The following is a 20,406-nucleotide window of genomic DNA, read 5'->3' as shown; positions in this document are numbered from 1 at the left end:
CGCACGCTTCGCGAAGTCGGCGAAGCGGGCTTCACGGTTGTACCGATGACCGACCAGTCAGTCATGAATGAACCAGCCGAGGACCTCTCCAACCAGGCCGTGACTGCCGATGTCGTCGTGGGCCTGTTGACCTTGAACAACGCCGGGACGATCGAGCAGGTGGTGAAGAGCATCATCGAAGGGCTGCAGCGATTCTTCGGCGGCACCTCGGCGATGATCGTGAATTATGACGGCGGGTCTCAAGACGGCACGCCGGAGATCGTCGAACGGCTTGCCGCAGGGCAGGTCGCCACCCGCATCGTTCCCGGTGCGGCGGGACATTATGCAAGCCTTGGGACGGATTCCGGTCTCTCGGGACGAGCCAACGATGTCCGCCGTCTGTGTGAGACGGCGCAGTCGCTCCAAGCAAAAGTGTGTCTCATCATCGAGGGCAATCTGCGCTCGTTGTCTCCTCAGTGGATTGAGCTGCTGGGTCGTCCCGTCTATGACGATGGCATGGATTTCGTCGTTCCGCTGTTCCGGCGGCACCGGTATGAAGGAACATTGGTGAACAATCTACTCTATCCGTTGATGCGGGCGTTGTATGGAAAGCGGCTGCGGTATCCCAGCGGCGGCGGCTACGGCCTTTCCGGCCGCCTCGCGCGGGAGTTGATAAAGAACCCGTTCTGGTCACAGGAGGCCACCCGCATCAGTTTCGACGGATGGATGACAACCGTCGCGCTCGCCGAGGGCTATCAAGTGTGCCATGCGTTTCTCGGTGTCAAGGACCAGGATTCCAAATTGGGAACAGCCGATCTGGCCCATGTGCTGGCGGCTGCCGTCGGGGCGATCTTTCATTCGATGGAGGATTACGAGTCGGGGTGGGAACGCACCCATGAGTCGACCGATGTGCCGCTGTATGGCGAGGTCGACTATGCGCCGCTCACCGGCCCGATCAACATCGCCCGCATGGTCAGCGGAATGCGACAGGGGGTGCGCGATCTGTTGCCGCTGTGGGAAGTCATCCTCTCGCCGGAAACACTAAGCCAAATCCTCACGCTTGGAATCCAGGAGTCCGACGAATTTCATTTTCCCGAAAACCTCTGGGTGCAGGTCGTCTATGAGTTTGCACTGGCGTATCATGACCAAGTGCTGCACCGGGAACATTTGCTGAAATCGCTGACCCCATTATATCTCGGGCAGACCGCTTCCTTTGTCCTTGACACGCAACGCGGCGGCGCCGGGCAGGTGGAAGCGTCTGTGGAGTCGCTCTGCCGGCGGTTCGAGGTGATGAAGCCTTATCTTACGGATCGATGGAGGTGGCGGGATGAGTGACCTCTGGCGCGACACAATGATAGCAGGATTTCGTGACGCCGTAATGCAGATCCTGTTGGTATTGCCGAGACTTCTGGCGCTCGCCACGTTCCTTTTGGTCGGATTGGCCATGGCGTGGCTGGTCAGAGCGCTGACGGTGCGCGTCCTCACGGCCTTTCGGTTCGATCGTCTCTGCGAGCGGTTCGGACTCAATCAGCCGTTGGCCCAAGCAGGCATCAAACAACCGGCGTCGGTCGTCCTGAGTCGCATCTTGTTTTGGACGGTGTTTCTGCTCTTTGCGTTCATGGGCGTGGATGCGGTGAATCTGCCGGCCACGGCTAATCTCATCAGCCAGATTGTGGGCTTTTTGCCCCATGTACTGGCGGCTGCGTTGGTATTGCTGATCGGCGTACTGTCCGCAAATTTCTTCGCGGAGGCCGCGTTGATCGCGGCAGTGAATGCGCAACTGCATGAGGCACGCATCGTGGCGAGCCTGGTTCGGTGGGGGATTCTGTTATTCACATTTGCCATGGTGCTGACGCAGTTGGGCATCGCCAAAGAGATCGTCATCTCGGCGTTTTCTATCACGTTCGGCGGCGTCGTCTTCTCGCTCGCACTTGGCGTGGGTCTCGGAATCCGGCATCTGATGCGTGAGACTATTGAGCGACGCCTGGGAAAGAGAAAGGAAAAGGAAGAGAAGATCGACGAGCTGTCGCATCTGTAGCCGTGAGGCGTGACTCGGGAGGAGCGCACGCCTCGGGCAATCGGTTGCAAAGCAACCAGGGGATGTGGTGGGTGCGAAGGATGCGCGGGGTGGGTGGGTGAGATAGAAAGCGTGAAGCGTTGAATCTGGCGATCTGATGGTCTGTTGATCTGATAATTTCCTGATAACTCAACAGATCAACAGATTCTGAAATTGTCCGACGAATATGTACGGCGAGATACGAGCAGTAAGATATGAAACATCATAAAAAGGCGGAACGGCCACAGGCAGCCAACATCGTAGGCATTCCCGGCATCGAGGGGCGCCGCCGTGTCGTGATCGAGGGAGTGCGGCCGGAAATTGACGGTGGGCGGTTCCCGATCAAGCGGGTAGTGGGGCAGTCGGTCGTGGTGGAGGCGGACCTGTTTGCCGACGGCCATGACGAGATTGCCGGGGTGATCAGGTACCGCCATGCGCGAGAAGCCGATTGGACCGACGTGCCCTTGACCTTCGTGGAGAACGATCGGTGGCAAGCGTCTTTCAATGTTCCGGAGCAGGGCATCTATTACTACACCGTGACCTCGTGGATCGACCATTTCCGATCCTGGCAGCGGGATATGCGAAAGCGCATCGCTGCCGGTCAGGACGTGACGGTGGATTTGTTGATCGGCCGGGACCATATTAAGGCTGCTGCTCTGCGTGCCGGTGGCGCAGACGGGGAGCGGCTCAACGAGATCGCAGCAACAATGGGACATGGCGAAGAGCGTGAGCAGACGCTGAAGATGGTTCTGGAACAAGAACTGACTGATCTCATGACACGGAATGCGGATCATCCTTGGCCGACCATCTATGACAAGGAATTAGTGGTCGTCGTGGACCGAGACAAGGCCGGGTTCAGCGCCTGGTATGAAGTATTTCCCCGCTCCTGCGCATCCGACCCCGGACGCCATGGCACGTTCAAGGATTGCGAGGCCCGCTTACCCTACATTGCCGGTATGGGCTTCGATGTCTTGTACCTTCCTCCGATTCATCCCATCGGGCGGACATTCAGAAAGGGCAAGAACAACGATCCGAATGGAAGCCCCGATTCGGTGGGAAGCCCCTGGGCGATCGGCGCCGCTGAGGGAGGGCATACTGCCATTCATCCTGATTTGGGGACGGAGGAAGACTTTAAGCGACTTGTCGGCAAAAGCAAGGAGCACGGATTGGAAATCGCGTTGGATCTGGCTTTGCAATGCTCGCCCGATCATCCCTATGTCAAGCACCATACTGAATGGTTCGTACAGCGCCCGGACGGCACCATTCAATATGCCGAGAATCCGCCGAAGAAGTATCAGGACATCTATCCGTTGAATTTTGAGAGCGACCAGTGGGCGGCGTTATGGCGGGAAATGAAGGACGTCGTGGTTCACTGGATCGAGCAGGGTGTCCGGATTTTCCGGGTCGATAATCCCCACACCAAGCCGTTTGCGTTTTGGCAGTGGCTGATCGCAGAGGTGAAGCGCGAGCACCCCGACGTGCTGTTTCTCTCAGAAGCCTTCACCAGACCCAAAATTATGTACCGCTTGGCGAAGTTGGGGTTCACCCAGTCCTATACGTACTTCGCCTGGCGGCAGACCAAGTGGGAATTGACCCAGTACTTCACGGAATTGACCAAGACAGATGTGCGGGAATACTTCCGGCCCAATCTCTGGCCCAATACCCCGGATATCTTGACGGAGCAATTGCAGCACGGCGGCCGTCCCGCCTTTATGTCCCGGTTGATCTTGGCCGCCACGTTGGGAGCGAATTACGGCATCTATGGGCCGGCATTCGAGCTGATGGAATCACGCCCGCAAAAGCAGGGCAGCGAGGAATATCTCGATTCGGAAAAGTATGAAATCCGCGCGTGGGATCTGGACCGGTCAGACAGTTTGCAAGAATTCATCGGCCGGGTGAATCGGATCCGACGCGACCACCGCGCCTTTCGACACGACCACAGCCTGGTCTTTCATCAAGTGGACAACGAGGAGTTGCTCGCGTACAGCAAACGTTCAGTCGATGGAGAGAATGTGGTGCTGATGGTGGTGAATCTTAGCCCTCACTATGTCCATTCCGGTTGGGTGCATTTGGATCTCGATGCGCTCGGGGTGCAAGCGGATAAGCCGTTCCAGGTCGTGGATTTGCTCACCGACGCGTTCTACACCTGGGCGGGACCACGGAATTATGTGCGGCTCGATCCGCATTCGCTGCCGGCCCATGTATTTCTCGTCAGGTGTGATCTTTGAGCGGAGCATGACTTCGATTACTTCATGTAGAAAGACAAGAGCCGATAGCGGATAGCTGATGGCAAGAGCAAAGAGCTGACAGCCATCGACTCTTCATTTCATGATGTTGACCGTCAAAGACAATTGGGTGCGGCTGTTTGATCGGGATACCGTCGGCGTGATTGAGGCTCTGCTGCCGTCCGTCCTCTTGTCCGCTCGATGGTACGGAGGCAAGGCAAGGACGATTGTTGCGGTTCGCATCAAAGAGACGATTCCGCTTCTAACAGACATCAAGTCCATGGTTATGGTTTTCATCGACGTCTCCTATGAAGACAACGGCCATGATATCTATATGATGGTCCTCACCGCTTCGGTGGGCGAACGAGCATTGCAGATGCGGCAAGCCCATCCGGAGGCTGTGTTGGCAGAGGTGACCATTGCCGGCCAAAACGGGGAGCGAGTCGGATTGTTGCACGATGCCCTGTGGGATCATGACTCTGCCCAGGCGTTGCTGCAGGCGGTCCGGCAGGAGGAGAGATTTCAAGGCGAGGAGGGAACGCTCCATGCCTCCTCCACGCAAGCCTTCTCACAGGTAGTTTTAGAGGCGACATCGGCTGAATCGTCCGTCATGCAAGGAGAGCAAAGCAATACCTCCGTGAGGATCGGTCGGTACGTTATGTTGAAGCTCTATCGGCGTTTCGAAGCGGGAATTAATCCTGATCTGGAGATCGGCCGAGTATTAACGGCGCGCGGGTATACTCACAGTCCTTCAGTGCTTGGTTCATTGGAATATGCAGGATCCAACCAACAGCCCGGCACTGTTGCGATTGTACAGGCGTTCGTCGAAAATCAAGGCGATGCTTGGCGATACACATTGAGCGAGTTGGAAGCAGAACTGGCGAACAGCTCAGCCTCGGCCATGCCTGCAACCAGTGCCTATACCGATGCTGTAGCCTTGCTCGGGCGGCGGACGGCCGAATTACACCTCGCCTTGGCGCAGCACACCGCCGATCCAGCGTTCGCGCCGGAGCCTTGCACGTCGGGCTATTGGCAATCGTTGCGTGATCGAATGACACGTACTGCCGAAGACTCGCTGACATTGCTTGGTCGCCGCATCCAAGACCTTCATGGACCGAATCGGCGACTGGCGACCCTCGTGCTCGAATCGAAAGCTGTGTTGTTGTCTCGTCTGGAAGCTCCGGCCAAGCGGAATCCTCAGGCAGTCAGAATTCGATGCCACGGTGATTTTCACTTGGGCCAGGTCTTGTATACCGGTCGCGATTTCGTAATTATTGATTTTGAGGGAGAGCCGGCGAGGCCATTGGCGGAGCGGCGCGCGAAACATGTTCCGGTCGTCGATGTGGCGGGGATGATCCGCTCATTCCACTATGCTGCTTCTGCCGCGCTCGATCGGATGGGAAGCCGGCCGGATGCCGATGAATGGCGATCGGAGATGGAACAGCGGACGAGGCGATGGTATCGGTCGGCGGCGGATGCATTTTTGTTCGGCTATACAGAGACAACGGGCAAGGCTCCATTCCTCCCGGAGCAGGCCGAAGACCGCGCCCTGCTGCTGGATGCCTATTTGATCGAGAAGGCCTGCTATGAATTGAGTTACGAGCTGAATAACCGGCCTTCGTGGGCAGGGATTCCGATGGGCGGGCTACTTCAACTCACACAAGCTGAATCGTAAATGGTAAACTGTTCATGATCCAAGCTCACCGCTCGACCTGCAACATTGCACAGTTCAACCTTCCAACTGCGGAGTAGGCGGATGACACAGCACACGACGATGAGCGTTGATGAACCGACGAGACTGACGCGCGACGACCTCTATCTCTTCAATGAGGGATCATTGGTCAATCTGTACGACAAATTGGGCGCGCATCCGGGGCACGTGAACGGCCGGGATGGAACTTTTTTCGCCGTGTGGGCTCCGGATGCCGAACGGGTCTCCGTGATCGGCTCGTTCAATGACTGGAAGCAGGACACGCATCCTCTGTCTCCCCGCGGGCACAGCGGGATTTGGGAAGGATTTGTGCCCGGCATCGGAGTCGGAACTCTATACAAGTATCACATCCAGTCCCGCTTTCACGGGTATCACGTGGACAAGACCGACCCGCTCTCGTTTTTCAACGAGATTCCCCCAAAGACCGCCTCGATCGTCTGGGACTTGACCTACGAGTGGAACGATGCGGATTGGATGAAGCAACGGCGGGACAGAAATGCACTGACGGCGCCGATGGCGATCTACGAAATGCATGTCGGGTCATGGAGACGGGTGGCAACGGAAGGCCATCGCTCCCTCAGTTATCGAGAGATGGCCGTCCCGCTGGCGGAATATGTCAAGCAAATGGGCTTCACCCATGTGGAGTTTCTTCCGCTGATGGACCATCCCTTCTTCGGCTCATGGGGCTACCAAACCACCGGGTATTTTGCCCCCTCCGGCAACTACGGCACGCCACAAGATCTCATGTATTTGATCGACATCCTGCACCAGCACGGCATCGGGGTCATCCTGGACTGGGTGCCGTCGCATTTTCCCACCGACGAGCATGGACTTGGCTACTTCGACGGGACGCATCTGTATGAGCATGCGCACCCGAAGCAAGGCTTTCATCCGGAATGGAATACCTTCATCTTCAACTACGGCCGTAATGAGGTGCGCAGCTTCTTGATCAGCAGCGCGCTGTTCTGGCTCGAGAAGTATCACATCGATGGACTGCGGGTCGATGCGGTCGCGTCGATGCTGTATTTGGATTATTCGCGCAACGAAGGTGAATGGATTCCAAACCAATATGGCGGACGGGAGAATCTGGATGCCATCAGTTTTTTGCGGCGATTCAACGAAGAAGTCTATACGCGGTATCCGGACGTGCAGACCTCGGCGGAGGAATCCACGGCCTGGCCGGCTGTCTCGCGCCCAGGCTACGTGGGAGGGCTGGGCTTCGGCCTGAAGTGGGATATGGGCTGGATGCATGACACGTTGAAGTACATGCAGACCGATCCGATCTACCGGCACTATCACCATCAGAATCTGACGTTTCGCATGCTCTACGCGTTTCACGAGAATTTCATCTTGCCGCTGTCTCATGACGAAGTGGTGTACGGGAAGCGTTCGCTGCTCGAAAAGATGCCGGGTGACGATTGGCAGAAGTTCGCGAATCTCCGCGTCCTGTTCGGCTACATGTACGCGCAGGCGGCCAAGAAGCTCCTCTTCATGGGTGCAGAGATCGCCCAGCGCGCGGAATGGGCGCATGACGGCCAATTGGAATGGGAGCAACTCCAGCACGCGAGCCACCTGGGTATTCAGCGATGGGTCGCGGACCTCAACCGTGTCTATCGGACCGAACGAGCCCTGCACGAGGACGATGTGACTCCCCATGGATTTGAGTGGATCGACTGCAACGATGCGGAGTCGAGCGTCATCAGCCTGATCCGCAAGGGCCACACGACGCAGGATCTGGTCCTGGTCGTGTGCAATTTCACGCCGGTACCGCGGCTGAATTATCGGGTTGGGGTTCCACGCGGAGGATATTGGCAGGAAATTCTCAACAGTGATTCTTCCTGGTATGGAGGAAGCGACTGGGGCAACGGAGGCGGCGTCGAGGCCGCACCGGTGCCGCTGCACGCGCGGTCCCATTCATTGACCGTGACCGTTCCCGCCCTCGCGGCGTTGTTTTTCAAGAGCCAGGGGTAGGTTTGGAAGTCTGAGTCATAAATGAGCCAGCGATTGAAGCGGGTGGAGTAGAAACCCTGTATGATTGCAAGACCCTCCATCTCGTGCTCGACGGCTCAAGTCAATGCTCACCGCTATGCACAGAAGAAGACTAGACCTCAATTCCCCTTGGGCGGCCTGTGAGGAATCCTTCTACGTGCTTGAATCAAGCGTCGGGGGGCATGATCGAAGCGCAATCCCACTCGATAAAAGCCTCATGATTGATCGTGTCTACGGGACAGGCGGCACCAGATCTGACGATGTCGTCGAAAAGAGGAACAGATATATGTACTCGTTAGAGGAGGCATCGCCCTCGTATGTTGGTGTCGAACTCACAAGCTGCCCGGTTTTCTTATCCAGAAAATCCATCGACAACCGGGCATGCCCTCGTTGTCTGGTCGCCTGGTAGAGAGTCAATTGGGGCAAGGCAAATGGGATCAGCATGCTGGTGAACGCCGGCATACCGAAGAACGTCTGATTGTGAACCGTGCCGAACGCGTCCAACGTCACCCTGACCACCAACGTTTCTTTTCCATCTTTGTCTTTCGGCACATGAAACCCTTCCCGGCTCAGCCATCTCTCAATTAACGCGTTCGCGTACCCCTGATCGGCCGTAAGGCCGATCGTTTCAACCGCGACGGATTGTCCTGAAGGAACGGGAATCACCGCATCGATCAGACTCCTTTTGAACGCCTGGGCCAAGAGTAATTGTTCGGTGGTGGTTCGGGGCGTGTTGGTCGTGCCGTAGGAGACCGAACACCCCACGATTCCCAGCGTCAGGCTCGCTGAACAGAGTATGACCCAGCTCCGCGGTCCGGCCGGCAGCCGCCGCTCTGCGACATTGCGCTTTATTTTTCGATCAGTCGCGTTCATGCGAAGACCTCTCACGCGGTTCATCGGAAGATTGATCGACGATCCGCCTCTCTTGCTCCTGCCTCGTATGAATCGTCCGAGCCAACTCATCGCGAGACCGTGGGGAGAGCTCCCTCAACGGCGCACATCTTCTCAGAAGAGAGGAACCACTTTGTTCCTGCCGGACGGAACCCCCATACCGTCGCGAGTGCCTCACATGTCAGCAGAGCAAGGGCATCCTTCGTGGGACGGGTCTCGAATGTTGCGTACCGGGCGCTGCCGCTCCAGGAGATTCGTCCGGCCTGGACATCTACACCCCGGACGCTGATCATCGGAGCCCGAGCATCGCCTCCGCGATTGATAAATACCACTTCCTGCACTCCCATCTTCTTCGCGGTCTGAAGGATGATCGCTTCATCCTTGAGTGTGTGCATCAGTTCGATGTTCTCTGTCTCCAGGTTCGTGTACAACAGGCTCCGGTCGAGAACAGACAGCCCTCGTTTCTGCAGCCAGGTCGTCGCCATGCCCACGGCGCTCACATCGTCTCCCCAAACGATCGTGAGTGCATCCGTAGCCGGCAGATCGTGTCGAAACCCGTCGGTCACCGGCGCGCATCCGGCGAAGAATACCATCATCCAGCCACACGCGATCGTCAATGTCCTCATGAAGCCCTCCGTACAACTCTCAGGATCCGACCGTGCGATTTCCTCGGTCGCCTCGAGAAAGACCAGACTTCCAATTCCAACAGATCAACGCTTCTCTGTCCGATCCTACACATGACGATGGCTCTGCGCAACCAGAACGTTGTGCCGCTGGGGGTGTGACGACTACTGAGTCTTGCACAATGGAGTGACAAGATGTGGTCTTTCAGGGTGCGATGGGACTTGGCTTTCTTTTTGACTTGTGTGTCACCGCATTCTACGAGGATCAGTAGGATGGGATCTGAGTTGGTCGCACAAAACGAGGTCGCGCACATAAAAGGGTCGGGAATCATTGTTGTGGAAAGTCACTCTCCTACTCTTGCTGGGGCAGGCTCAATGTCTGGTGGAGGATGCGTGGGCTTCAGGTGTTCGCCCCAGCCACCTGCAGAGGTCCGCTCGCGCGGAATGGATCGAATGACACTCGGCTCACCCGTTGCACGGAGGCGCTCGGTAGAGGGTAGTGTCCATGTGCCAGGACCCGTTGACATCGCTTGAGAAACGTAGGTACGGTCTGTGTCACTAGAAAATGAATTGGGATAATCTCTGGTTCTGTGCGCACCAATGAGCGCACAGAGCAAGATCTTGTATTTTGGGTTACGCCGCCGTGAGCCGGCGATTGAAGTGGGCGAAGCAGAAACCTGTATGATTGCAAGACGCTCCATCTCCTGCTCGATTCCGCAAGCCCATGCTCACCGGTATGCACTGAACAAGACTTGACCCCAATTCCCATTTCGCGTGATGTCTCCATAGAAAGCACCAGTCGGTTCATGACATGATGGGCATCCTTGATCGTTATAGATTTTCTCTCCAGAGGCTGCCTTAGCCAGATCTATGAAGAACGGATACTGAGGGGCAGGTGCCTCTAATGACCAACGTGCGACTCGCTCGATTGCCGCGTGATCGAGTGACTGTTCGGTCGCCCCACCAGCCAGGGCTGCGGAGAGATTACGTTCATCAAGCGAACGATTGTTCCCATCCCAGTGCAGCCATGAATGTCTCCGTAGTTCTTGGTTCCAAAGCGATGGTAGATCTACTGTTCCAACAAGGTTGTCCGTTTCTGGATTCATGCCAAAGTGCTGGCGCCAAGGGTTTAACGCATCGGTCCTTCCAGGGCTGTGTTGTGGGCGTGAGTCTCGCCAACGATTGTCGATAGCGGCCCTCTGGAGCGTTTTGATGAGTTTGGGAATAATGTAGAACCGATATACCATTCGATCGAAGAACCCAAAAGGCTCTCCAGTTTTAGAAATCTCTTCAAAGATATTTTCCGATGTGAAACGCGGATCAGTTGACGTCTCTATTATGAAACGCAAGTACCCTTCAAGATCCAGCTTGTTGGCAGGAGCGCCAAGAATAATGTCTGGATTCCCATTGATCGTGGACGTGTGACAGGTCGCACAGTTGAATCCAACCCGTGCAACCCCATACTGACGTACCGATATACCTACAGGGAGGGAACGCTCTGCTTCATATGAAAACCCAAAGGTTTCCCATCCACGAGGTACCCGCTCGGGAAACAAGTTTGGAAGAATTTTCCATATGACGTAGGGGTAGCCATTCACCTCAGCTCCGATCGAGCCGTATTTGAAGTGTTCTATATCATTGCTCGATGATGCTGGCTCCTGGATTGTTCCATGCGAGTGGTAAACGATCCCTCCTGATGCAGCGAACATGAGCGTCACGGCAACGGACAGATGCGCGAGTCTCATTGTTTCCTCAAATATGATGGGTAATGCATAAACACCTGGTGTTAGGCATGACCATTGACTTATGTCTCTAAAGAGTCTTCTGGTACTCCACGAGAGCCCAGCGATCCTCTTCGGTCAACGTGTCTATGCCATCCTTGTTTATGCCATAGACGTGGCCAGTATTGTGGTTCCCCTCGATGGACGTGTCGAGGAGGGTCTCGTTCCCGGTTTCCTGAGTTGTGATGAAGCCCACCTTGACCGGATCAAAGGTTCTGCTGCCGACGTAGAACGTCTTACTCCGTTTGTCAGGTGGCAGGAGCAGTTCATAGAGGTTGGGGACTGATCCGTTGTGCAAGTAAGGGGCGGTCGCCCAGATCCCGTCCAGGGGGCGAGCCTTGTACGCTTCGATATTTTGCTTGATCATGGGCTGCGTGAAAGCCAGAAACTCATGTTTGTCGAGCGTGAAGATCTTGTCAACATCGAACACAGAAGAAAGGGACTCACGTAGCAGCCGGAATTTGACGGAGAAGCACCTGATTTCATTCTTAGTGAGGGCGCTCAGTTGTTCCGCTAGGGTGGTCGTCGCTGTCGAGTCGTCAAGGGTTCCGACTGCGGACCTCAAGGCATTTCTTGCCATAAGCGGATCGGTCCCCGCTGGAGGGAGATCTTTTTTCTGGACTGTGACCGGGACCATTGTGATATTCCCGTCAGAGCGCCACCAGCTATTCCTATCGCCGGCTTGGCTCCGATGGCAACTATAGCAATGTTTCTGAAACAGCCCTTTGCCTTTCTTGGCTTTCTCCTCATCGATCTCGCCGAAGACGGAGGTCGGCCACACCGGGGCCCTGAGTTTCTTCACCTGTTTCTCCAGCAGATGTTGTTCAGACAATCGGAAGCTGGATTCATGGGGGATCTTCCTCTCCTTATCCTCCAACTGGACCCTTCCGAACGACCCGAAGAGTTGGGCGACATTGCGTGCGGTGGGCACTGCGGGAGAGATGCCGTTCCATTGGACCCAATCGTGGAAATGCGTGTCCCACAGGAAGGGATAACTGACCGGTGCGTTAGGTTCGTATATGTTTTGTGGCTGGTTCGGCTTCAGGGTAGCATTGACCGCGTTGAATATCAGCGCAAAGGCATCCAGCCGACCGTAACCGTGCGTCGTCACTTGCCCGTTTACTTTGTAATCGTTTCGCAGATGCCATGCGTGGCGATCTGCCAGGGCCTCCTCCAATTGCTTCAATAGTTGATCTCTCGTCACTCCTGGAAAGTGTCCGGCATAGCGCTCAAATTTGGAACCGTCTCGCGCCCTGCCATCGGGCCGAGGCTCCTTCAGTCCATCCCTGTAAGTTTCTTCGAGTGAAGCGTCCAATTCATTGAGGAAGCCGGTCTTGTCCGCGAGCGTCGGTCCGCCGTCGATGCGGAGCCTCTCCCCACCGTACTGAATCTCGCCTGTGTGGCAGGCTGCGCAGTTCATGCCGATCCACTCCCCTCTCCGTTCTCCTGTTGGGACAGAGTCCCTCACGAAGCCTATGGGCCATTCATACGGTTTGTCACTGCTCGGAATGTATTTCCACTTCTCGATGTTGGCGGGGGTCAGGAAGGGGTCCGCGCTGTCCGGCAGCTCGACATAGGTAGCGATGGCGTACGGAGCGATTTGCGACCCTTGGCTGGTGGTATAGAAAGCGCGTCGCGCCTCTCCGTCCCAGCATTGCGCCAAGTAGAGGCGGGAGCCCACGGTCTTGTTGGCGAAACAGGAATCGTCGGGAAAATCAATCTTGGAAAACAGGGTACAGCCCGAAACGGTTAATGCCACGATCAACCCGGCAATTGGGCTCCACGATTTCATGACATCCTCCTTCTGAGCAAGTAGACAAAGTGACGGTGCTTCTTTGCATCAATAGGCGCAACACGTTGGCTCTCACCGATGCATATTCGGAGCAACGGACTCGATTTCTGTGACGGACGAACAGGTTCCGGGTGTCATATATAAGAAATAGTTAGCCATCGCATAGCGGGGTCTCTTGTCGTGCAGTGGCCGATGATAAATCATCGAATTGGATGAATTGGGGTCACGCCTTGTTCTGGGCGTACCAATACTCTCTCCTTCATCTGGATGTCGAACGAATCAAACTGATGGCCGACGCCTTTTTGAGGGGCGTCCCTTGATGCACCCGCTCTACCGATTCGATGAACAGCAAACAAGATGCCAGCATGGACTCGGCATGCCGATTCCGTTAAGCAATACATAGTCTTAACAATTTCAATGCCGTACGTATGTCGGATCTATCTCCATAAAGAGGACACTTCTCGCACGAGCTCCGTGCGATGTATCGAAATGGATTCAAGAGGTGAATCCAAATGGATTCAAGTTGAGTATGGGGTCAGTGGAAATGGAACGGGGTCAAGAGTCATCGAGCCGAGATAAATTGAGGTCACATCTTGTCCTGGTGGGAATAAGCGCACGAAGACGACGAAGGCACATGGCAAGGATCTGCCCAAAACTTCCATGCATGAAGGGATCGATCGGCTGCGTAGTTCCATCCGAAAACGTAAAACCACCTCATAAGAAGAATCCAGGTGAACCGTGGCGATATGACTCCAATCCGACCGAATCCTGTCCTGCCAGAAGTCTGATTCAGCTCTACCCACCCATATCTTTAGGCGAGGGATGCTGTATCGCAATGGATACGGGACTGTATCGATTTCGATACCTGTGGGTGTAGGGATAAAAGCGCAGTGAATCACTACTAAGAACTGCTGATGCACATTGTCCGCATCCTCCAAGGCTATTGAAGCCCCGACTACTTGCGCAACCCCTCCTCTCGTCACGGTGGCATTCTTGCATAAGTAGAAGGTAACTGTTCGCCTTGACCACGAAAGCAAGATTGTTCCATCGTGCATTGAGGTCGACCTATCGAAACCTGTAGTCTTGCGGGGTGAATGCCATGACAGAGACTCCTCCTGTCCACATGAATCAGATGTCTCGGCTTCCCTCCACCTGGCGCTCTTGCCTCATCCCCCGCAGTGACACCATTCGAGCGTGGCTGACCGCGCCGTGGGTGTTTCGTCTGTTCAACGCGATCTTGAGACGATGGGCGCCGGTGCTGGAGCTGGGCAAACTGGTGATTGTCAGCCGGCATGCCGATGTGGTGGACGGGCTGGCGCATGACAACGAGTTCACGATTGCCGAGATCAACGCGGAGCGCACGAATCGCGACAATGGCCCATTTGTCTTGAGCATGGATCGTTCCCCGCAACATGACCGTGAAAAGGATCTCTTGAACGACGTCATGTATCGCACGGATCTCGAGCGCATCCGCACCATTGTCTCGACCAGGGCCGAGGAATGCATGGAACGCGCGCGCCGGCAGGGGTGGCTGGACGTGGTCGGCGGACTCACCCGTCTCGTCCCGCTGCGCGTACTCGGTGAGTATTTTGGAGTGCCCGGGCCGGATGATGCGGTGATGTTGCGCTGGATGCGGACCCTGTTCAACGATTTGTTCCTGAATCCCCTCGACTGTCCAGAGACCGCGCGCCAGGCGAAGGAATCGTTCGAGCAACTGCGGCCCTATCTCCTCGGGTGGATCGCTCGGCGTAAGGATGAGATCGCCTCCGGCCGTCAGGATGTGCCTGATGACGTGCTCACCCGCATGCTGCGTCGACAGCGCGAACCTGGCATGGAATGGCTGGACGATGACGCAGTGCGCCGGAATATCTCTGGCCTGATTATCGGGGCGCTCGACACGACCAGCGCGTCCGCGGTTCGGGCCATCGACGAACTGTTGCGGCGTCCCGCCGCATGGGCCGCCGCTCGTGAGGCAGCCTTAGCCGGGGACGAGGCGACTGTGTCGCGGTACGTGTTTGAAGCCTTGCGATTCAATCCGCATAATCCGTTCGTGACCCGGTACAGCCAGGAAGGGGCCACCGTCGGTCGCGACAGCCCGCGCGAGCGCCGGCTACCAAAGGGCAGGACCGTCGTCTTCGGCACGTTCTCCGGGATGTTCGACCAAGCGGTGTTTCACGAACCCCGGCAATTTCGGACCGACAGGAGTCCGACACAGTACCTGCACTTTAGTTCGGGCCTCCATGCCTGCCAGGGCCGCTACATCAACGGGGTGCAGATCCCACTGCTGGCGGCTGCCGTGCTGCGACTTGGCAAGGTCTCCCGAGCCTGCGGATGGGACGGACGCATCGCCTGGGATGGGCCTTTTCCGGATCGGTTGCTTCTCACGGTGGCTGGTTGACGTCATGTAGAAACTGGTGAACGACATGGCTGAACAATACGCGTTGACGGTGATCGTGCCGGTACCTGATGAGAAGATCGAAGGGCTTCGAGCGCTGTTGAATGCCGTCGGCCAGAACATTACCAATCCGGGTGAGCCAGGTGCCGGCAGCGTCAAACTGGAAAAAGTTCGTGACCATCTCCCTCCATCGCATGCCATTCAACAGGGTCCAAATTTCATCGAGTTTGGCCGACTGACAACGGTGCACTTCCTTCGTTGGGTGCTCCTCGAACCGGCACGCGATGCGACGGGCGGACCCATTGCGGCCAGCCTGGCCTTCTCGACTGACTATGACGGCCCATTCGAAGAGCACGTGAAGGAACTGGTCTTGGTTGCCGAGCCGGCCTTCCGTACAATCTACTCCTTTTGCGAGCCTCCACCTGGGAGTGAGTCGCTGCAGGTCTACTTGTCGGCGCACATTCGGCCGGAGGCGGCTTTCTATCGAGGACACCCCGGGCGGTCGACTCAGCAAATCCTGACGGCCGACGATCAGAACGAAGAGGAACTACGTCTGATATTGGAGCTGGAGCTCGATCGGGTTCATGCCACGGGGTCGGCAGCTCCGGCCACCATCGTTCAGCGATTACGTGAGGCGACAGGCCGAAGCGGGTGGAAATCGGCGCCTTCAAGCGGACCGCCGCCTGCGATCGCGACAAGAAGGCTTCTCCTTGTGACCCTCACAGGACTCATTCTGTTGGGGATGCTGTATGGAATCGGGACGTATTTCTTCGACACGATTCCGGCTCGGGTGCTGTTCACGTTGTCGGTCCCAATCGCGGCATTCGCGCTCTTCGCCGCCCTGGTGAACCTGCTCGATCGGATCGAGCATGGGCGTGAACGAGGAATATTGCAACGGGAAGGGCCTCCGAAGCAGGTGGATGGGTCGATCGATCCCTATGTGGCCGACCGGAGCGACGTCCGTCTCCGGATGGTGACGGAACTCGAAGACCGTGGCCCCTTGGTGCAAAACCAAATGACGCATGTGGCGAACATCAAGCCCGGCATGGTCAGGCTTGCGCTCTTGCGCGGCCTGTTGGCGACCAGCAGCTTCCTGACCCGCACGCTGTTCGTGCGCGGCACCTTGACAGGGCTCGCAACGATCCATTTTGCCCGCTGGGTCTTGATCGACGACAACAGGAGGCTGCTCTTCTTCAGTAATTACGACTTCAGCTGGGAAAGCTATCTGGGCGATTTCATCGACCAGGCGGCGGACGGACTCACTGGTATCTGGTGCAATACGACCTTTTTCCCGCGGGTCCGGTTCCACACCGTGAGTGGGCTGGTGCGCCTCACGGTGCTCGTCCTCCGATTCCTGCCTTGGTTTTCCCGGCTGCCGGCGGTGCGTGTATCTGAAGGCGGCGCGCGACGAGAACAGGAGTTCAAGCGGTGGACCAGAGACCATCAAGTACCGACTCAGGTCTGGTATAGCGCCTATCCTCGGCTCAGTGTCACCAACGTGAACGGCAATACCGACATTGCGCAGGGGTTGTTCTTGCCGTTGACCGGCGAAGCTCAAGCGGCTTGGTTGCGGCGTCTGTAACGGTGCACATGTGATGAGAGGTGGGGGATGATTCCGTGTGACGGACTTCGGCTGGAGTATCACGACATTCAAGCACTGGTACAGCAAGACTATGTGGATTTGCCCTCGGCGATCTTCATCCTGTGCCAGGTGACGGATCCTGAGCGTGCCCGCGCATGGCTCGCCGGTGTGGTCGAACAGATCGAACGGGTCAGCCGGCTCGATCTCGATCACCCCGGGCGCACGAGCGCGGTGCATGTCGCCTTCACCAGCCATGGGTTAAGCGCGTTGGGCCTTGCCGCTGAGGTACTGAATCAATTTCCCCGTGCATTCCGAGAGGGAATGGCCACCTTGCAGCGGGAACGATTGTTGGGTGACCGTGGGGAGAGCCGCGCCGCCAACTGGGAATGGGGGGCCGAGCGTGATTCGACGTGGGCCGACGACCATCCGCGGCCGGACCCCAGGCTGCACGTGATGCTGATGGTGTACGCGCAGGATGCAGACATGCTGCGCGATCGAATCGAGACGCTAGTACCTCGTGGAACGGATCAGGGACTCCGTGAACTCAAACGGCTCGACACAGTGTTTCTTGCCGGCCCTGAGCGTGAGGCCGACGGACGATCGGTCGGGCCGAAGGAACATTTCGGTTTCAGGGATGGAATCGGTCAACCGCATGTGGCGGGGATGCCTCCGCGCGATCTGAATGTGACCCCGGCGGAGGGGAACACCCTCGCGCCAGGCGAAGTGCTGCTCGGGTATGCCAACTCGTACGGCGAAATGCCGGAGGGGCCTACTGATGCCCAGGGCCTGGGTTTCGGGAGGAACGGCACGTTTCTCGTGTTCCGGCAGTTGCGGCAGGACGTCAAACAATTCTGGGACTATGTCGCTGCCTGCTCAAACAGTGAAGCCGACACAGCGATCAAGCTGGCGGCGAAAATGGTCGGGCGCTGGCCGGACGGCACCCCGTTGGTCGTGTCGCCGGATCATCCCGACCCTGAAGCACGGACGCACGATCGATTTCTGTACGCGAGCGATCGAGATCATCCCGATCCCCACGGCATACGTTGTCCCATCGGGGCGCACATCCGTCGAACCAATCCGCGCGACTCGCTGGGCGAGGATCCGGCCCGGGCTTTGGGGCTGGCCAATCAGCATCGCATCATCCGGCGCTCCAGGCCCTATGGACCACCGTTGGTCGAGAATATGGATCCCAAGAGCATGATGCGCGCCGTCGACAATGGGGTGGAGCGCGGACTTCACTTTCTCTGTCTGAACGCCGCTATCGACCGCCAGTTTGAATTCGTGCAGAGTCTCTGGGCCAACAATCCGAAGTTCGGGAATTTGTACGAAGATCCGGATCCCTTGATCGGCGTCCAGGATGGTCGAACGGGACAGTTCACCGTCCAAGGCGAACCGATTCGCTGCCGCTATGCCGGCATGCACCGGTTCGTGCAGGTGCGCGGCGGTGCCTATTTCTTCCTGCCCGGCATCGAAGCCATTCGAACGCTCGCTCGGAATTCGACGACAGCCTTGAGCCGCTGAGACCATCAGGACATTTCATCCTGCTGAGGAACAATGGAGTCCTGTCTTCCGAGAAACATGGTCGAGGTCTATGGCAGGATTCACGGTCAATGAGTTGGGGCACATCTTGTTCTGCTTGTGCCACTAAGCGCAGGAAGACGAGGAATGCACATGGCAAGATCGCTGACCCCACCTTTCATCTCCCATGTGTTAGAGCAGGACTACGGCATGATCTTTCAATCTGTCATTACAACCTAATGCGATTGAGGTCTAGACTGATGACGCTGATATCAGTGCCTTTGAAGGAGGTGTGTCATGTTTTCTGTTCCCCGACGCCCGATTCCGAGGTTGAGGCGTGCGCGGGACAAAGCAAGTGGTGGGTACAGGTGTCGCAAGCGGTGCTATTCTCATTGGCCGTTAGTACAACATTCTTCCTTTCGGCAGCTGCCGCTAGTCAAGCCGAGCGGCCAGTGGTTGTTGTTCCAGGTATTCTTGGTTCCAAGCTTTGCGATGGAACAGGCAAGGTCGTGTGGGGCAAGAATGACTCTCTTTTTAACTTTTCAGAGCTGAAGCTTCCATTTCAAATAGATTATGGCGTCCTCAATCATAAGCCATGTGGACTTATTGAAAATATACAGATTCTAGGTCCATTCCAATTGCATCAATACGATTCATTGCTTAGGTACTTAATGAGTCGAGGCTATAGGCTCAATGAGGATCTCAGGGTCTTCTCTTACGATTGGCGGCTCAGCAATTATCACAACGCTGAGGAACTAAGAAAATATATAGCAGTGAACCTTCCGGACGAGACCAAGCAAATCGACATCGTAGCCCACAGCATGGGGGGGTTGATTGCAAGGATTTATGTTCAGAACCTAGGCGGAGTTAACCGCGTCCATAACCTAATATTCTTAGGTACTCCCCACAGGGGATCAGCGAGCGTATTTCGAATGCTCGATCAAGGTTGGGGATTTTGGCAAAACCTGGCCGCAGGAGGGTTGGCCTCAATTCGGGAGACCGTGCTGACATTTCCATCGATATATCAATTGCTTCCGAGCTACAGGTATTGCTGCGCTTGGAAGAACGAAACGTCTGGTCAAATTGAGCGGACTTTCGAAAGCACAGATCAAAAGTCCTGGATGCGATTTGCTTGGCTCCCTGGCCAGTTCAAGAATGGCCAGGGTCGTGACGGTCTTTTCAACCTGCTTCGGGAAGCGTCGGAGCTTCAGGATCTAATGATTCAACCATTGCCAGAGGGCTTGCGATCCTTCAACATTGTTACGGGGCTCATCGATACGCCATGGAAGACATTCTTCGGGTCTCAGTCTGGTGCCTTTGCTGGCGCCATACCTTATCCCGGTGACGGGACAGTCATCGATTGGAGCGCGGCCAACGGTGTTCTGAGCGAAGCGCGTCCCTCAACAGCCGAACATGGCACGATTTTCGATGGCGACGCGCCTCGTCAAGCAATCAAGTGGTTACTTGGAACGGATACTGAACCGAGGAAGGGAATACCCCTCGATTACCGTGGCGTCCTTCGGGATGCTAAAGGCCGCGATTTCAATCTGATTAACATTTTCTATGAGACGGAACCGAACGTCTCAGTGCCGGGCACGCCTACAGTGTTTCGTTTGCGCTTAAGAGGGGAGCTGGCACTGGCCAAAGCAGATCTCCGAAATGTCGAGCTTTGGCTGGACGATGAAACAGGCGGTCACCCTCTGCAGATAACCAGACAGGAGGTAGTCACAGAAGGAAACATCGCCCAGCATGATATTGCTGCGGCGTTTGCCTCACCCACGGAATCAGGACCTCACAGCGTCAATGTGAAGATACCTGGTGCCGGTACGTTTGCCGACATTGTGTTTGTTCTGAGGTAGAGACG

13 protein-coding genes are annotated in these 20,406 nt (G+C 56.4%); 9 read left to right on the top strand and 4 right to left on the bottom strand.

Annotated features, from left to right (window positions below):
* The first annotated feature begins 45 nt into the window (after nt 1-45).
* The 5 genes from P0120_04130 (at nt 46) to glgB (ending at nt 7,942) form a co-directional block, all read left to right on the top strand.
* Entirely contained in the window at nt 46-1,314 is a 1,269-nt protein-coding gene (locus P0120_04130) for a glycosyl transferase family 2 (GenBank protein MDF0673520.1), read from the top strand.
* The gene (locus tag P0120_04125) at nt 1,307-2,017 is read left to right on the top strand and encodes a hypothetical protein (protein ID MDF0673519.1); all 711 of its coding nucleotides are present in this window, start codon (nt 1,307-1,309) and stop codon (nt 2,015-2,017) included. The genes P0120_04130 and P0120_04125 overlap by 8 nt, the downstream gene beginning before the upstream one ends.
* A gap of 233 nt (nt 2,018-2,250) precedes the next feature.
* Nucleotides 2,251-4,263, top strand: coding sequence for an alpha-1,4-glucan--maltose-1-phosphate maltosyltransferase (locus tag P0120_04120; protein ID MDF0673518.1), 2,013 nt, complete (start codon nt 2,251-2,253; stop codon nt 4,261-4,263).
* Between the two features lie 100 nt (nt 4,264-4,363).
* Nucleotides 4,364-5,935, top strand: a complete 1,572-nt coding sequence (locus P0120_04115; GenBank protein ID MDF0673517.1) for a putative maltokinase — start codon at nt 4,364-4,366, stop codon at nt 5,933-5,935.
* Between the two features lie 81 nt (nt 5,936-6,016).
* A complete protein-coding gene (glgB, locus tag P0120_04110) occupies nt 6,017-7,942 on the top strand; it encodes a 1,4-alpha-glucan branching protein GlgB (GenBank protein ID MDF0673516.1) in 1,926 nt (641 codons plus the stop codon).
* Between the two features lie 249 nt (nt 7,943-8,191).
* Here glgB and P0120_04105 read toward each other — a convergent pair whose 3' ends face one another.
* The 4 genes from P0120_04105 to P0120_04090 all read right to left on the bottom strand — a co-directional run bounded on the left by P0120_04105 (nt 8,192) and on the right by P0120_04090 (nt 13,047).
* The gene (locus tag P0120_04105) at nt 8,192-8,833 is read right to left on the bottom strand and encodes a hypothetical protein (GenBank protein MDF0673515.1); all 642 of its coding nucleotides are present in this window, start codon (nt 8,831-8,833) and stop codon (nt 8,192-8,194) included.
* 86 nt (nt 8,834-8,919) lie between these two features.
* Nucleotides 8,920-9,477 carry a hypothetical protein gene (locus P0120_04100; protein MDF0673514.1) on the bottom strand — a complete coding sequence of 186 codons (558 nt, stop codon included), beginning with the start codon at nt 9,475-9,477 and terminating at the stop codon, nt 8,920-8,922.
* A 725-nt stretch (nt 9,478-10,202) separates the two neighbouring features.
* Complete coding sequence (locus P0120_04095) at nt 10,203-10,580, bottom strand: hypothetical protein (protein MDF0673513.1); 378 nt, start codon at nt 10,578-10,580, stop codon at nt 10,203-10,205.
* Between the two features lie 706 nt (nt 10,581-11,286).
* Nucleotides 11,287-13,047, bottom strand: coding sequence for a di-heme-cytochrome C peroxidase (locus P0120_04090; protein ID MDF0673512.1), 1,761 nt, complete (start codon nt 13,045-13,047; stop codon nt 11,287-11,289).
* A 1,099-nt stretch (nt 13,048-14,146) separates the two neighbouring features.
* Here P0120_04090 and P0120_04085 point away from each other — a divergent pair.
* From P0120_04085 to P0120_04070, 4 genes are all read left to right on the top strand, one after another.
* Nucleotides 14,147-15,445, top strand: a complete 1,299-nt coding sequence (locus P0120_04085) for a cytochrome P450 (GenBank protein MDF0673511.1) — start codon at nt 14,147-14,149, stop codon at nt 15,443-15,445.
* 25 nt (nt 15,446-15,470) lie between these two features.
* Nucleotides 15,471-17,024, top strand: a complete 1,554-nt coding sequence (locus tag P0120_04080) for a hypothetical protein (GenBank protein ID MDF0673510.1) — start codon at nt 15,471-15,473, stop codon at nt 17,022-17,024.
* A 27-nt stretch (nt 17,025-17,051) separates the two neighbouring features.
* Entirely contained in the window at nt 17,052-18,545 is a 1,494-nt protein-coding gene (locus P0120_04075) for a Dyp-type peroxidase (protein ID MDF0673509.1), read from the top strand.
* A gap of 257 nt (nt 18,546-18,802) precedes the next feature.
* Entirely contained in the window at nt 18,803-20,401 is a 1,599-nt protein-coding gene (locus tag P0120_04070; protein MDF0673508.1) for a hypothetical protein, read from the top strand.
* Nucleotides 20,402-20,406: the final 5 nt, after the last annotated feature.

The sequence above is a fragment of the Nitrospira sp. genome (assembly GCA_029194675.1).
Taxonomy (GTDB): domain Bacteria; phylum Nitrospirota; class Nitrospiria; order Nitrospirales; family Nitrospiraceae; genus Nitrospira_D.
This window is presented reverse-complemented; position numbering and strand designations above follow the sequence as displayed.